Raw genomic sequence first — 14,893 nt, forward strand, 5'->3', positions numbered from 1 at the left:
CCAAAGCAATCTTTTCCTACCTCTTTATTATTTGCTGGATCGCCAGCTTTTGACCAATGCTTCCTACGCTGAGGCTTTATGCTTGAAAAGCATTGGTCTTCTGCATTTGCTGGAGATCATCACCGATTGTCTGCGAAAAAACCTTGCAGTCTGTTTTACTGCAAGGTTTCCTTCGATCATTCATTTTTTAACATCCTATCAGCTACATAAGACACCCCAAGAGAACTTATTTCTGCAGCTGTTCTATGACATCTTTCGTAATTGCCTCAGCAGTGATACCAAGTTCGGATAAAACGTCCGCTGCTCGGTAATTATCATAAAATTTCTTTTCTAAGCCATAGTTTTTGACGGCAATCTCACGATCACCAAGATAGCTGGCAATCATTTGTCCATAGCCGCCCTCTCGTATGCCGTCTTCCAACGTGACAACGAGTTTATGCGCTCGTGCCACAGCATCCAACAATTCGTTGTCGACCCCTGAAATAAACTTAGGATTGATCACCGTTGGGGTAATTCCATGTTGCATTTCCAATTGTTCAGCGATCTCTTCTGCTAGCGCATAAAAGTTTCCGACACCGACGATGGCTACCTGCGTGCCAGCTTGAGTCACCTCATTTTTTTGATCGCTGTAGTCAGTAGAGGCTGCCACTGCCGTTTCGTTGACAGGTCCAACCGGTACTCGGATCGCAACTGGAGCGTTGGTTTGTTCCAGCGACCAATCCAACATTGCTAGATATTCTTCTTTAGAGGTTGGCGCAAGATAAACAAGGTTGGGAATATGTGCCAAAAAGGGGATATCAAAAATTCCCAAATGGCTCTCGTCATTCATTCCATGAATCGATGCACCGTATACCAGAATCGTTCCAGGCAGATGATTTAGGGCCAAATCATGGGAAATTTGATCAAAACTACGTTGCATAAAGGTAGAAAAAACGGCCCAGACAGGTTTCGCTCCATTTTTTGCTAACCCAGCAACCATCGATACCGCATGTTCTTCTGCAATACCCACATCTACAAATTGTTTACCTGCTTTTTCTCGTTGTTCTGGAGAAAAAAGCAGCATCGGTGTACCGGCATTTACTGCCACAACTTTAGGATCTGTCGCCATTTTTTCTAATAAATAATCCGTCGTTAAGCTGTTGTAGGTTACTTGATTGCCGCCAGCAGAAATATATTCGCCTGTTTCTAAATGAAAGGGACCACCTGCATGAAACTTTTCACGATTTTCTTCCGCAAACTTGAAGCCTTTGCCTTTGATCGTATGAATGTGTAATAAAACAGGATGATCAATGTCTTTCACTTTTTCAAATAAAGCGATCAAGGCAGCGAGGTCATTTCCTTCATCTAAATAGTGGTACTCAAAACCAATCGCTTTGAACAGATTGTCTGCTGCTTGCCCCTTGGTTTCCCGCAATGCCCGCAAATTCTGATACATCCCTCCATGATTTTCTGCGATCGATTGGTCATTGTCGTTGAGGATCACGATAGTATTGGTGCCTAATTCCACAATATTGTTCAAGCCTTCAAACGCTAAGCCACCTGATAGAGAACCATCGCCAATGACGGCAACGACGTTATACGTTTCATTTTTTAGGTCACGGGCTTTCGCCACACCATTTGCCAACGAAACTGAGGTGGAGGTATGACCGACCGTAAAGAGATCGTGCTCGCTTTCTTTCGGATTCGTGTAACCAGAAACCGCATCATACTGAGCAGCATCAAGAAAGGCATGGGCGCGTCCCGTCAACATTTTGTGGATATAGGTCTGATGAGACACATCAAAAATCAGTTTATCGGTGGGGGAATCAAAGACTTTATGCAACGCGATCGTCATCTCAACCATCCCCAGATTAGGGCCATTGTGCCCTCCATGGTGACTGATTTTTTCCAATAAAGCAGTTCGTGCTTCTACTACCAGTTCTTGAAGTTGCCCGCTGGTCAATTCTTTTAACTCTTTGGGGCTTTTGATTTTTTCTAATAACATGTACGTACCTCCTGTAGAAATGTTTGAATGGTTCGTGTGTTTACTCACAAGGAAAAAGACACGAAGTCGAAATGAGTAGATCGTTCTCTGGAATGAAAAAATGCGGCAATCGGAGTTGGACGCTCTTTTTTAAATTCCTGTCAAACCAAGAAATAGCAAGTTATCCTAAAGGGAAATCGTGATTTTTCTTAGTTCTAACCATCGCTGCTCATTTCTTCTATCTAAAAAGATACCACCTAGAGTTGACTTTAGGTCAAGCACTTTTTGTGAATTTTTTCTATTTTGATCCTAACGTTACAGCACGCCCACCATAATGATACAAAAAAAGATAAGAAGCGCTTGCTTCTTATCTCGGGTTTACTTGTTCAATGATCATTCTTAAGAAACCTAAATTTTTTCATTATCCGCTTATTCTTCTTTCTCTAAACCAACAAGCACTCGCTGTTTACGGTTCGATTCTTCTGCAACAAAGTTTAAAACTGTTTTCAATTCGCTAGGCGTTGCCTTTTTCTGTAAGATCGAGAAGTTTCGATGATATTTTATCATGATTGTTTCTACTTTTTCTTTCTCAGTCATTGAGCTTCTCCTCCAATTCTTCCTTTGTGTATGTTAATGGCAAAGCGAACGATACATTGTCAACTGCCATCAACGTATGAGAATGGCGATTTTGAAAATCTTTTATAAAAATATTAACGGTCACATTTTCTTTATACAATTCCTTCATTTTAATCAAGTTATATCTTGATTGAAAAAAAGCATTTATAAAATGTTCTTTAGGAACAAAGCGTCCTTCTATTTTTTCACGTTGCTTCGTATAATTCCAAGCAATAAAAGGATCTTGATAGATATAATAGATAAGCACATCATAATTCTTTTTTAAGCATCGCGCAATATTTTGATCAGCTTTTTTAGGGGGTAAAGCAAAAATCATTTATTGTGAAAAGTAAGAGGGAAAAAAGGTTTCTGTTAGTGAACTAGAAGCAAAAACAGACTACATTTGTCATGCAGTCTGCTTTTCCAGTTTTTTCTTTTTTTAGTGTTTTTCCCAGTGTTTTCCGAAAGATTGTTGTTGTGATTCGACATGTCCTCGATGGCCATATACAGGTATTTGATTCAATTGGTTTTCAATTGCTTGGAACTCGGTATCTGTAAGACGTACATCCCAAGCAGCTAGATTTTCTAAAATCCTACCTAGATTTTTGGATCCAGGAATCGGCACCGCATTTGGGTACTTGTGAAGCATCCATGCCAAAGAGATTTGGGCATTTGTTGCCTGCTTTTCTTTCGCGACTTCTACTAGCATATTCAAAATCGGTTGATTGGCTATGAGGTTTTCTTTAGCCAGCTGAGGGACGAATTTGCGAACATCATCTCCTTCAAAAGGTGTATCTGGTGTGACTTTTCCTGATAAAAACCCACTAGCAATTGGTGAAAAAGGAACGACTGCAATCTCGTTTTCAAGACAATAAGGGAAAATCTCTTGCTCACAATCACGTTCAACCATCGAATAGAGGTTTTGCACAGCACCAATGGGGGTAATCCGCTGTGCTTCAGCAAGTGTCTCCACGGAAACTTGTGAGAGTCCCCATTCTCTGATCATACCTTCTTTGATCAATCGTCCCATCACTTCAGCTATTTCTTCTATAGAAATCTGTTCATTGATTCGATGAAGGTAATAGAGGTCAACATAATCGGTGCGCAATTTTTCCATTGAAGCAATCAAATGGTTACGGATCGCTGTATAGAGAGTTCTATTTTCATTCACTTCTTTTTCATCGAGATGATACTTGGTGGCAAGAACAACATTATTTCGAAAAGGCGACAATGCTTTGCCCACCAACTCCTCATTATGTCCGGGATAAAACATTTCTTTTCCATAAGCTTCTGCTGTATCAAAAAATGTACAGCCAAATTCGTAAGCCTTACGAATGGATGCAATACTCTCTTTTTCTTCTGGCACCTTTCCATACCCGTGAGAAAAACCCATGCACCCAATTCCAATTGGTGAGACTTCTAAACTTCTGATTTTTCTATTCTTCATATTACAATTCCCTCCTTCATCGATACTTTGTGTGCTCGCTAAGCTAGCTAAACTTTAGCATCTTCGAGTCACTCGAAGTCAAGGAGTTTCTAACAATCATTTTCTTCCACCTTTTTGTCTTTTTGAGGCTCTCAAATAGGAAGCTGCTTTTCTCCACAAAATTATGTGTGCTATAATACGCGATATAAAAAGAAAATGATCTACAACAGTTTTTACTATTACGTTTAAACGACTTGCTTGACTACAGCAACTTATGAAAGGAGTGACCATCATTTACTCTATCAAAGAAGCAGCCACGATCACTGAATTGTCTGAACACACGATTCGCTATTATACCGATATGGGTTTGGTTCCTAGTTTGATCAGGGACAAAAACAATAGACGGGTTTTTAACCAGACTTCCATCAATTGGTTAACTGGTATCAAGAATTTGCGTGAAACAGGCATGTCTTTAGAAGCCATTAAGCATTATATTTCGCTTTGTCTCCTCGGCGATTCGACGATCAAAGAAAGAGCCGACATCATTCAAGCGCAAAAAGAAAAAGCGCTCGTTAAACTTGCAGAAGCGCAAAAACGAGTCGCTTATTTAGAAAAGAAAAGTAATACCTATCAAGAGCTTATCAACCAGAAAATAGCTTCTAACGATCCATTGAACCCGGCAACTTGGGACGAGGAAGTAGTTGTTGGTGAATAGAATTTTAATGAAGATATTTTACCAATAATTTGGATCAATCTCCCATTGATTCTTTGATAATTACATTCGTATAGTGCTGAAATAGACTGTTCATTACAAAAACTGCCATTAAACAGGATACATTCCCTGCTTAATGGCAGTTTGCTTATTTCCGATACATCTTCAATTCCAAGAACAAATCATTATAGATGCCCAGATACTCAGCACCTAAGTTTTCATAGACTTCGAGGTGTTCCATTAATTCATCGGATGGATAGAATTGTTCGTCTTCGGTGATCTCGTCAGGCAGTAATGCCATGGCTTCTTGGTTAGGTGTGGAATAGCCGATGTATTCTGCGTTTTGTGCAGCGTTCTCGGGTTCCAGCATAAAGTTCAAGAAGGCGTAAGCACCGGCTTCGTTTTGTGAGGTCTTAGGAATGACCATATTATCGAACCACAGGTTGGAGCCTTCCGAAGGGATCACGTAATGAATGTGCTCGTTTTCGTACATCATGTCGGCTGCTTCCCCAGAAAATGTGACCGCAACCGATGCTTCTTCATTGGCCATGTACATCTTGATTTCATCAGCGACGATGGCTTTGATGTTTGGAGTCATAGTCCGCAGCTTATTGAATGCCTCTTGCAGCTGATCGTCGTCTTTGCTGTTAAGAGAATAGCCTAAGCTGTCCAAACCTAATCCCATCACTTCACGCGCGCCATCGATCAGCATGATGCTGTTTGCTAATTCGGGTTTCCAAAGATCGTCCCATTGGGTGATCTCACCTTCATCAAAAAACTTATCGTTATAGACGATCCCCAGTGTTCCCCAGAAATAAGGGATGGAATATTGATTGCCTGGATCAAAACTCAAGTCCAAAAAGCGAGGGTCGATATTGTCTAGCCCTTTGATTTTACTGTGATCCAATGGTTTTAAAAGATTTTGTTCCATCATTTTCTCAATCATGTATTCACTCGGTATGGCGATGTCATAGGACGTACCGCCTTGTTGGATCTTCGTGAACATCGCTTCATTTGAGTCAAAGGTTTCATAGTTGACCTTGTAGCCTGTCTCTTCTTCAAACTTACTGATCAAATCAGGGTCGATGTAGTCGCCCCAGTTGTAGATGTTGACGACTTCAGCACCTGCCATACCAGAGGAGCGTTCCAATTCACGGACACCAAAGAGCAAGATCAGGACGATCGCAACAATACCGATAATCAGAGATTGTAGTCGTTTCATCGCAGATTTGCCACCTCCACACGGCGGTTTTTACGCAATTTCTTCGCGCCGTTTTCTTTACTGATAAAGTAATAACCTACCACCAGGATCATGGAGAATAAGAAGACAAGTGTACTTAATGCATTGATTTCTAAACTGATTCCTTGACGTGCTCTAGAATAGATCTCTACCGATAAGGTACTAAAGCCATTGCCTGTCACAAAGAATGTCACGGCAAAATCATCGAGTGAATAAGTAAAGGCCATGAAATAGCCGGCGATGATGCCCGGTGTCAAGAAAGGCAAAATGATATTTTTAATGACTTGAAAATTATTCGCGCCTAAATCACGGGCAGCATCGATCATTGAATCGTTCATCTCTTGCAGTTTCGGCAAGACCATCAACACCACGATCGGGATACTAAAGGCGATATGCGAAAGCAATACGCTGAAAAAGCCTAAGCTAAACCCACGGAACAAGTTGCCGATCATCGTAAAGAAAATCAAGAAGCTGGCACCAATGATGACATCTGGTGAAACCAACAAAATATTATTCAAACTCAACAATGCCGTTCTCGTTCGGCGTTTGCGGGTATAGTAGATGCCCATCGCACCAAATGTGCCGATGATCGTTGCCAGTAATGCTGATAAAAATGCCAGCATAAAGGTGTTCAACACGATGATCATCAAGCGGGTATCTTGAAAGACGGATTGGTAATGTTCAAAAGTGAAACCCGTAAAAGCATTCATGGTGCCTCCTTCATTGAAGGAATAGAAAATCAAATAAAAGATCGGCACGTACAAAAGAATAAAGACGACGATCAGATAAAGATTCGACCAGCGAAATTTTTTCATTTACGTTGCCCTCCTTTTTTCTTTTCTCCCGTAAACAGCATCACGAGGAACATAGCGATGATCAAAATGACGCCGATGGTCGAACCCATGCCCCAGTTTTGGGTAACGAGAAAGTGCTGCTCGATCGCCGTACCAAGCGTGATCACGCGATTGCCCCCAATCAAACGGGTCAACATGAAGAGGGAGAGCGACGGAATGAAGACGGCTTGGACGCCGCTTTTCACACCGTTTAACGACAGAGGGAAAATCACTCGTCGGAAAGTATCATAGCTGTTTGCCCCTAAATCGCGGCTGGCACTGATCAAAGAGGGATTCATTTCTTCTAAGGCATTAAAAATCGGCATGATCATAAAGGGCAGTTCGATATAGACGGCAACCGTCAAAAAGCTAAAGTCGGTAAACAAAATCTGCTTTGGTCCAACACCCATGATTTCTAGGAAGTTGTTGACACTGCCATGAATGCCGAAGATCCCAATAAACGCATAGGCTTTTAACAATAAGTTGACCCACGTTGGTAAGATGATCAACAGAAGCCACAAATCTTTGTGACGCAGCTTAGTTAAGAAATAGGCTGTCGGGTAGCTGATCACTAAGGTAATCACGGTGATCAAAAAGGCATACCAAACCGAGTTTAAGGTCATGATCAAATATTTGCCAGAACCTAAGTAGCTTTGATAATTGACCAGCGAAAAGTTGCCGTTCATATCAAAAAAGGATTGGTAGATGATCAATAAGACTGGTGCAATAACAAATAGCAATAACCAAAAGACATAGGGTATCGCATAAAAACGACGCATTTTCGTCATTAGCTTTCCCTCCTAATCTTCGTAGCTCTCTAAACGAGCATCAAAATCTTCTTCGGACTCATTGAAACGCATGACGTGGATGTCTTCTGGTTCAAAGGAAAGCCCGATCTTGCTTCCTTCAGTGGCTTTTCTTGTAGAGTGAACCATCCACTCGTTGCCTTGTTCGTCGTAACAAATGATCTCGTAATGCACGCCACGGAACAATTGCGTGTCTACTTCAACGACCAGCTTGCCTTTTTCCGCCGTCGTCAAATTCAAATCTTCTGGACGGATCACGATCTCAACAGCTTCATTCGGCCGCATCCCGCCATCGACACATTCAAATTGCTTGCCGACAAATTCCACTAAGTTGTCTTCGATCATCGTACCTGTGACGATGTTGCTTTCACCGACAAAATCCGCCACAAAATGGTTGATTGGTTCATCGTAAATATCCACTGGTGTGCCGCTTTGGACGATCTTCCCTTTATTCATAACGAAAATCTCATCACTCATCGCCAACGCTTCTTCTTGGTCATGGGTGACAAAAATAAAGGTGATGCCTAGTCGCTGCTGCAATTCCCGCAGCTCGTATTGCATGTCGGTTCGCAATTTCAAATCCAATGCGGACAAGGGTTCATCAAGAAGCAATACTTTGGGCTCATTGACGATCGCTCGTGCGATTGCGACCCGTTGGCGTTGTCCTCCAGACATTTCGCTGATTTCACGATTCTCATAACCAGGAAGCTGCACTAGCCGCAACGCTTCTAAGACTTTTTTATTCACTTCATCTTTTGGTAATTTTTTGATTCGCAGACCAAATGCCACATTTTCAAAAACGTTCATATGTGGGAATAAGGCGTAATCTTGAAAGACAGTATTCACTTGCCGTTGATTGGCAGGAACGTCATTGATTCTTTGTCCATCAAAATAAACGTCGCCTTCTGTTGCGTCCGAAAAACCCGCAATGATGCGTAAGATGGTTGTTTTTCCACAACCTGAAGGACCTAACAATGTATAAAAGCGACCTTCTTCAATATCAAAACTCACTTTTTTCAAAACTGTTTCATCATCATCAAATCGCTTCACCACATTGTTGAATGAAATTATTGTTTTTCCCACACTCTTTCCTCCTGTACTATAAATAAGAATCTGTCACGACTACAAGCACACGGCTTTTTTTGCCCGCAATATTTTTTAATTGATGCGGCTCAGTCGCCTGATAATAAATCGATTGGCCTTTACGAGCCTTGTACTGCGTTTCTCCTAGTGTCAACGCCACACTGCCCTCTAAGACATAGATAAATGTTTCTGCTAACGATGGTTCAAAGGTCTTGTATTCGCCCGCTTTATCAAAAGTCAGCAAGACTGGCTCCATTTCTTTTTCATTGGAATCAGGAATCAGCCACTTCAATTCATAGCCATTTTCTTCATCATAATAAAGCGTGCTATCTTCTTCGCGATAAACCACTTGATGCTGCGCATTTTCTTCTCGGAAGAATTCCTCTGGTGTCACGCCTAAAACTTCTAAGATCGTAAAAAAAGTTTCCATAGAAGGCGAACTCAAATCACGCTCCAACTGTGAGATATAGCCTTTCGTCAAATCGGTCCGCTCGCCTAATTCTTCTTGGGTCAAATTCTTTTGAACGCGCAAATTGCGCAGCTTCTCGCCAATCTCCATGTTCATTCCCCCTTTGATTGACACAACTTCAAATAAAAAAGTTTGCTATAAGTAAACTTCATGTTTAATTTCACTTTTTCTAGTATACAAATAATTGCAAAAAACACAAGCCTTTTTTCTTCATTTTTTTGAAATCTTTTCTCTCTGATCAAAAAAAGGAGTGACGCTAAACGCTTGTATTATAAATGAAAGGAGTGGCGGTCCCGTCATTTTCGCTTTTCAAAGGTTTAAAAGAACAACTTCTATTTTAACGAAGAAAAGGTAGATTTAATAATGATCTGTTTTTGCTGATTTTTTGATAAGAAGACCTACCTTTTCTTGCTTCGCTGGTTAAAAAAATAAAACTTATGGTATTATGAGTACAAACCATCAAAGGAGTGTCTGAAATGACGAATTTCTCTACCTTTCGTGTCATGAATGAACCAAATTTTACTGCTTCACTCACAACTGCAACCCTTGACGAGCTGCCAGCAGGCGATGTGCTTGTCCGTGTTGATTACTCAGATGTCAATTACAAAGATGCCTTGGCAGCAAAAGAAAATGGCGGCGTGATCCGCACGTATCCGATGACGCCGGGAATCGATTTAGCAGGGGAAGTCGTGGACAGTCAGTCTGCTGATTTTGCCCCAGGCGACCAAGTCTTAGTGACAGGTTATGGCTTAGGGGTTTCTCACCCAGGCGGTTACAGTCAATTTCAACGGGTCCCAGCCGAGTGGCTCGTGAAACGTTCTGCTGGTTTTTCAGCAAAAGACAGTATGACCTATGGCACTGCTGGGTTCACAGCAGCTTTAGCGGTGCAAGAATTAGAACAGCTGCACTTAGCAAAAGACGCTGCTATTTTGGTGACAGGCGCTAGCGGTGGCGTCGGCAGTGTCAGCATTGCTTTATTGAAAAAACTGGGCTATACAAATATAGTGGCGCTATCTCGGAAAACCGATGCGCAATGGTTGTTGGACCTAGGCGCAGCGAAAATCATTAGTCCTGATGACGTGGTACCAGAAAAGGTCAAACCATTAGCAAAACAAGCGTTTGCAGCGGTCATCGATACAGTTGGCGGTCCATTGCTTGCGGCAGTGCTTCCGCAAATCGCGTATGGGGGCGGTGCCTTCTTATGCGGCAATGCTGGTGGAATCAAAATCGAAACGACTGTCTTACCCTTTATTTTGCGTGGGATTCGCGTAATTGGGATCGATTCGGTCAATGTTTCCCATGAGATCCGCTCGGCATTATGGGAGAAATTAGCGGGTGAGTGGAATGTGATCGATCAGCTTTACACGAAAGCCATCACTTTGGAAGACTTGCCAGAAACATTGGCAGCTTTATTAGCTGGTACGCACCAAGGACGGACGATCGTTGAGGTGTCACAAGCGCAATGAGAATTTTGATTACGGCTGGCGGTACTTCCGAAAAAATCGATGATGTCCGTGCAATCACGAATCATTCCACGGGCTCACTTGGTCAAGCCATTGCCAAGGAATGGCTGCAATACCCTGAGGTGGCCATCGATTACGTTACGACGAAAACTGCCAAACAACCGCCGACCGATCCACGCGTTACCTGTCATTTCATTGAAGGGACCACGGACTTGTTGACGCAGTTGACCGATTTATTGACGACCCATTCGTATGCTGCTGTGATCCACAGTATGGCAGTCAGTGATTTCACCCCTGCTGCTCATTTTTCAGAAGCAGCGTTTTATGAAGCAATCAACGATGCCCTACCAGCTTATGACAACCAGGTCACTCCGGCATTGATGGCACACGTGCTCTCACAATCTGAATCAACGGCAGGCAAAGTTTCTTCCAATACTGATCATTTGTTTTTAGTGTTGAAGAAAACCCCGAAAGTGATCCAAACCATCAAAGCATTACAGCCGACAACCTTATTAGTCGGATTCAAATTATTAGTAGACGTAGCGGAAGCCGAGTTGTTTGCGGTCGCACGAAAAAGTCTGCTGGCTAGCCAAGCGGATTATGTGTTGGCCAACGACTTGACGCAAATTTCTGGAAACCAGCATGTCGGACACCTTTTGACACAAGAAGGACAAATCGGGACTGGCCGCACAAAAGCTGAGATCGCAACCTTGATCGTTGACACATTACGCAATGACCTGCGTGCTTAGCTAGATGTTTTTTAGAAAAGGAGAAAGAAACATGAAACAAAAACACGTTCTGCTTGGCGTCAGCGGCAGTATCTCTGCATACAAAGCAGCCGACCTAACCAATGAATTAACCAAAAAGGGCTATGCAGTGGATGTCTTAATGACTCAAAACAGCACACAATTTATTACGCCTTTGACGTTACAGTCATTATCCAAACGCCCGATCCATGTAGATGTTATGCAAGAACGTCAACCAGATCGGATCAATCATATTGAACTAGCCAAACAAGCCGATCTTTTCTTGCTCGCCCCAGCTAGTGCCAACAGTATTGGCAAGCTGGCGCATGGGATAGCCGATGATTTGATCTCAACAGTTGCCTTAGCGTTGCCGTTATCCGTGCCCCGCTTGATTGCGCCAGCCATGAATACCGTCATGTACGAAAACCCGATTGTTCAAAGAAATTTGGGGATTTTGAAAGAAGTCGGCTTCCAAGAGATTGAACCCCGTGAAGCGTTACTGGCTTGCGGTGATTTCGGCAGAGGCGCATTAGCAGCAACAGAAACGATTCTTGAAAAAGCATTGACTGCTTTGGAAGTACGGAGTGTCTAACAATGAAAAAAATATCAACTTTTGAACTTGTCTTAACAGCTTTCTTTTTAGGAATCTTGATTCTTTTAGCATCGGTTCCCTTTCTTGGGTTTATTCCCTTAGGACCAATCAATGCGACAACGATGCACATTCCTGTGATCATCGCTTCCATTGTATTAGGCCCTCGGATCGGCGGCTTTTTAGGCGGCGCCTTTGGGATCATCAGTATGGTGCGTTCGACCTGGATCATCACCCCGCTTTCTTTTGTCTTCTCCCCTTTCGTACCGATTTATGGGAGTGATCAAGGAAGCTGGAAAGCGATCCTCGTAGCGCTGATTCCCCGTATTTTGATTGGTGTCGTTCCTTACTTTGTTTATAAAGGCTGTCAAAAAATCTGGAAAAACAAACAGCAAAGTCTTTCGCTACTGATTGCTGGTGTTGCTGGAGGCTTGACGAATACGATCCTGGTAATGAACTTGATCTACTTCTTGTTCCAGCAAGAATATGCGGAGGTTGTGGGGAAAGCTGGCAATGCTGTCTATGCAGCGATTTTGGGTGTAATCTTCGCCCAAGGTGTACCTGAAGCCATTGTAGCGGGAATCGCCACGATGGCAGTTGGAACCGTCCTTTTGCGCTTAGTCATGAACCGCAAAAAAAATCGTATCTAAAAAAATCGTATCTAAAAAAATAGCGACCGCCCAAAGTTAGCTTTTTGGCTAACTTAGGCGGTCGCTTCCCTTTTGAGTGTCTTATAAACTTTGTGTCACTTGGAGTGCTTCGACAAGCTCTTGATACTGCTCTTGGGTCAAATACTCTTCATAAAATGTCAGATAATCATCGATATCTGCTTGGGTCAAATAAGGCAGCTCTTGCTTGATTTGCAGCAGCAGTTCTTCAAACTCCTCATCCGTCAGCATATAAGAAGACCAATCATCGGTTTCATCATAGCTATCCCAGTACTCATCATCATAATCATACCCATCGTCATAGCTGTCATCCCAACCATAATCATAGGGAGAAAACAATTCTTCTGGGTCAATCAATTCTTCCGCTGTAGGGATTGCAACAGCAGTATCACTTTTCTTCCCTGTAAAAGTCACCGTGGCTCCGATAGTGGTTTGCAGCTCATCCGCTTGCACGAAGTGAAAAGCCATTTTCTGCTGATTTGTTTTCGTATTGACGGTCATGGCTAGGTCAAACTGCTCAACTTCTTGCAGCATCGTTTCTAATTCGGCGACTTGATTTTGATCGGCGCCGTGTTCTTGAGCATAGGTTGCATAATCTGCCAATTCTTCTTTGGTAAACGTGTGGCTGATCGTATCTCCATCTCTTTTGAAATCATCTGGTTCAAAGGTTTTCAAATAGTCTGCAAACGTCTCATTATGAAAAAGACTGTTCATGGTAAAGAGGTTTTCAGGCTCTTTTTCTGCTTCGGTTGTCCCCTCGCCGTCCTCTGCAAAAGTTCCTTCGCCAAAGTAAGAATCTAAGGTTTCTTGATCGATGCGCAGGTATTTGCCTTCATATTCCGCAGCGTCTGGTTTTGTCCCATAACTGTCACTACCAAATGCGCTGATATACCCTTGCAGTGTTTCATAGATTTCAGCTGACACATACGCTTCTTGTTTTTCTGGATCGACGATCAGCTTGATCGGCAGCTCCTGCCCCCCAAAAGCGACTGCCAGATTGAGTAAAATCGCTTTGGTTTCTTTGTCCTGGACGAAGTCCCCTTTAAATGACGAACCGACTAACTGTGACATCAACATGGAGGCATACCTATCGGCTTCTTGACCGTATTCGCTGCTGCTGCCCATCTCAAAGGTATCGATCGTCGCTTGGAATTCACCAGCATTCGCTGCTTGCTGATTCGTCAACTGTTCGGCAAACTGTTCTTGCGGTAATTTCGTACAACCACAGAAAAGAAAGGCGAACCCAACAAACAAAATGACGCGTCCCCACTTTTTCATCCTGCTCACTCCTTTTCGTTTATTGTACCGAAGACTGAGAAAGCTTACAAACCTAAGCTCTTTTTTATCAGCTCTCATAAAAAAAAGACTGCCCCTCGGGACAATCTTTTCGCTATTCTATTCTTCGCCGATGATTCGGACTTCTGTTTCTAAGGTGACATCAAAGGTTTCTTTGATGACTTGTTGGATATGAGCGATCAGTTCGACGTAATCCGTTGCAGTGGCTTGATCGACATTCACGATAAAGCCCGCATGTTTTTTCGAAATTTGGGCTCCGCCCCATTTCAATCCTTGTAAGCCTGCATCTTGGATCAGCTTGCCGGTAAAATGACCGACTGGACGTTTAAAGACACTCCCACAAGAGGGGTATTCTAGCGGTTGCTTCAATTGCCGCAATTCTGTCAGTTCATCCATCCGCTTTTTGATTTGCTCTTGATCGCCTTTTGCTAAATCAAAGCGACTGCTTAAAATGATCATCTTTTGCTCTTGTAATTTGCTATGACGATAAGCAAATTCCATTTCTTCCTTGGTATAAGTCACGATTTGACCATTAGCCAGCAAAACGTCGCAGGACGCAAAGACATCTTGGATTTCGCCATCATAGGCGCCAGCATTCATAAAGACGGCACCGCCGACACTGCCAGGAATCCCGCAGGCAAATTCAAAACCAGTCAACGATTCATGCAAAGCGACATAGGTGGTATCGATCAACTTTGCTCCAGCATCGACGATCAAAGAAGTGCCGTCCACCACGATTTGGTTCATTTCTGATAGCATGATCACCACGCCGCGAATACCACCGTCACGGACGATCAAGTTGCTGGCATTTCCTAAGACGATCCAAGGAATCGCTTGTTCTCGGCAATAATCAAGCAGCTGTTTGGCTTCATCTGCTGTTTTGGGAAAAGCCAAAATGTCTGCCGGTCCACCAGTTTTTGTATACGTATAGTTCAATAAGGGTTCATCTTTTAATAAGGCAATTTCAGGGAATTGCGCAATCAT

General features: G+C 42.8%; 16 protein-coding genes. 5 read left to right on the plus strand and 11 right to left on the minus strand.

Annotated elements, in window-relative coordinates; all coding sequences use genetic code 11:
- Positions 1–226 precede the first annotated feature (226 nt).
- The 4 genes from IGJ25_RS14610 to IGJ25_RS14625 all read right to left on the minus strand — a co-directional run bounded on the left by IGJ25_RS14610 (position 227) and on the right by IGJ25_RS14625 (position 4,025).
- Positions 227–1,984, minus strand: coding sequence for a 1-deoxy-D-xylulose-5-phosphate synthase (locus IGJ25_RS14610; RefSeq protein WP_081116069.1), 1,758 nt, complete (start codon positions 1,982–1,984; stop codon positions 227–229).
- Positions 1,985–2,392: 408 nt separating this feature from the next.
- On the minus strand, positions 2,393–2,560 hold the full coding sequence (locus IGJ25_RS14615; RefSeq protein ID WP_005234163.1) for a hypothetical protein: 168 nt from the start codon (positions 2,558–2,560) through the stop codon (positions 2,393–2,395).
- Entirely contained in the window at positions 2,553–2,846 is a 294-nt protein-coding gene (locus IGJ25_RS14620; RefSeq protein WP_231472762.1) for a zeta toxin family protein, read from the minus strand. The genes IGJ25_RS14615 and IGJ25_RS14620 overlap by 8 nt, the downstream gene beginning before the upstream one ends.
- 171 nt (positions 2,847–3,017) lie before the next feature.
- Positions 3,018–4,025 carry an aldo/keto reductase gene (locus IGJ25_RS14625; RefSeq protein ID WP_081116067.1) on the minus strand — a complete coding sequence of 336 codons (1,008 nt, stop codon included), beginning with the start codon at positions 4,023–4,025 and terminating at the stop codon, positions 3,018–3,020.
- A 253-nt stretch (positions 4,026–4,278) separates the two neighbouring features.
- Between IGJ25_RS14625 and IGJ25_RS14630 the strand changes: the two genes are divergently transcribed.
- Complete coding sequence (locus IGJ25_RS14630; protein ID WP_081116066.1) at positions 4,279–4,719, plus strand: MerR family transcriptional regulator; 441 nt, start codon at positions 4,279–4,281, stop codon at positions 4,717–4,719.
- 145 nt (positions 4,720–4,864) lie between these two features.
- Here IGJ25_RS14630 and IGJ25_RS14635 read toward each other — a convergent pair whose 3' ends face one another.
- The 5 genes from IGJ25_RS14635 to IGJ25_RS14655 are packed head-to-tail and all read right to left on the minus strand — an operon-like array spanning position 4,865 to position 9,237.
- A complete protein-coding gene (locus IGJ25_RS14635; RefSeq protein ID WP_010749877.1) occupies positions 4,865–5,938 on the minus strand; it encodes an ABC transporter substrate-binding protein in 1,074 nt (357 codons plus the stop codon).
- Positions 5,935–6,771 (minus strand): ABC transporter permease, encoded by an 837-nt coding sequence (locus IGJ25_RS14640; RefSeq protein WP_005228535.1) that lies wholly within the window; start codon positions 6,769–6,771, stop codon positions 5,935–5,937. The genes IGJ25_RS14635 and IGJ25_RS14640 overlap by 4 nt, the downstream gene beginning before the upstream one ends.
- Positions 6,768–7,577: an ABC transporter permease gene (locus IGJ25_RS14645; RefSeq protein WP_010749878.1), complete on the minus strand. Its 810-nt coding sequence runs from the start codon at positions 7,575–7,577 to the stop codon at positions 6,768–6,770. Before IGJ25_RS14645 ends, IGJ25_RS14640 begins: the two co-directional genes overlap by 4 nt.
- A gap of 12 nt (positions 7,578–7,589) precedes the next feature.
- Positions 7,590–8,678 (minus strand): ABC transporter ATP-binding protein, encoded by a 1,089-nt coding sequence (locus tag IGJ25_RS14650; protein WP_005228533.1) that lies wholly within the window; start codon positions 8,676–8,678, stop codon positions 7,590–7,592.
- Between the two features lie 16 nt (positions 8,679–8,694).
- Positions 8,695–9,237, minus strand: a complete 543-nt coding sequence (locus IGJ25_RS14655; RefSeq protein ID WP_015510239.1) for a helix-turn-helix domain-containing protein — start codon at positions 9,235–9,237, stop codon at positions 8,695–8,697.
- 386 nt (positions 9,238–9,623) lie between these two features.
- Between IGJ25_RS14655 and IGJ25_RS14660 the strand changes: the two genes are divergently transcribed.
- The 4 genes from IGJ25_RS14660 to IGJ25_RS14675 are packed head-to-tail and all read left to right on the plus strand — an operon-like array spanning position 9,624 to position 12,595.
- The gene (locus IGJ25_RS14660; protein ID WP_081116065.1) at positions 9,624–10,613 is read left to right on the plus strand and encodes an acrylyl-CoA reductase family protein; all 990 of its coding nucleotides are present in this window, start codon (positions 9,624–9,626) and stop codon (positions 10,611–10,613) included.
- The gene (gene coaB / locus IGJ25_RS14665; protein WP_087664694.1) at positions 10,610–11,359 is read left to right on the plus strand and encodes a phosphopantothenate--cysteine ligase; all 750 of its coding nucleotides are present in this window, start codon (positions 10,610–10,612) and stop codon (positions 11,357–11,359) included. The genes IGJ25_RS14660 and coaB overlap by 4 nt, the downstream gene beginning before the upstream one ends.
- A 31-nt stretch (positions 11,360–11,390) precedes the next feature.
- A complete protein-coding gene (gene coaC / locus IGJ25_RS14670; RefSeq protein WP_005228528.1) occupies positions 11,391–11,948 on the plus strand; it encodes a phosphopantothenoylcysteine decarboxylase in 558 nt (185 codons plus the stop codon).
- Positions 11,949–11,950: 2 nt separating this feature from the next.
- Positions 11,951–12,595, plus strand: a complete 645-nt coding sequence (locus tag IGJ25_RS14675) for an ECF transporter S component (protein ID WP_005228527.1) — start codon at positions 11,951–11,953, stop codon at positions 12,593–12,595.
- 81 nt (positions 12,596–12,676) lie between these two features.
- Here the strand turns inward: IGJ25_RS14675 and IGJ25_RS14680 are convergent, their stop codons facing one another.
- Both IGJ25_RS14680 and murB read right to left on the minus strand, forming a co-directional pair.
- A complete protein-coding gene (locus IGJ25_RS14680; protein ID WP_438779425.1) occupies positions 12,677–13,891 on the minus strand; it encodes a hypothetical protein in 1,215 nt (404 codons plus the stop codon).
- A gap of 117 nt (positions 13,892–14,008) precedes the next feature.
- The gene (gene murB, locus IGJ25_RS14685) at positions 14,009–14,893 is read right to left on the minus strand and encodes a UDP-N-acetylmuramate dehydrogenase (protein WP_263637342.1); all 885 of its coding nucleotides are present in this window, start codon (positions 14,891–14,893) and stop codon (positions 14,009–14,011) included.

Origin of the sequence: Enterococcus sp. DIV0240d, from assembly GCF_051711245.1 — a bacterium.
Classification (GTDB): Bacteria; Bacillota; Bacilli; order Lactobacillales; family Enterococcaceae; genus Enterococcus_D; species Enterococcus_D casseliflavus.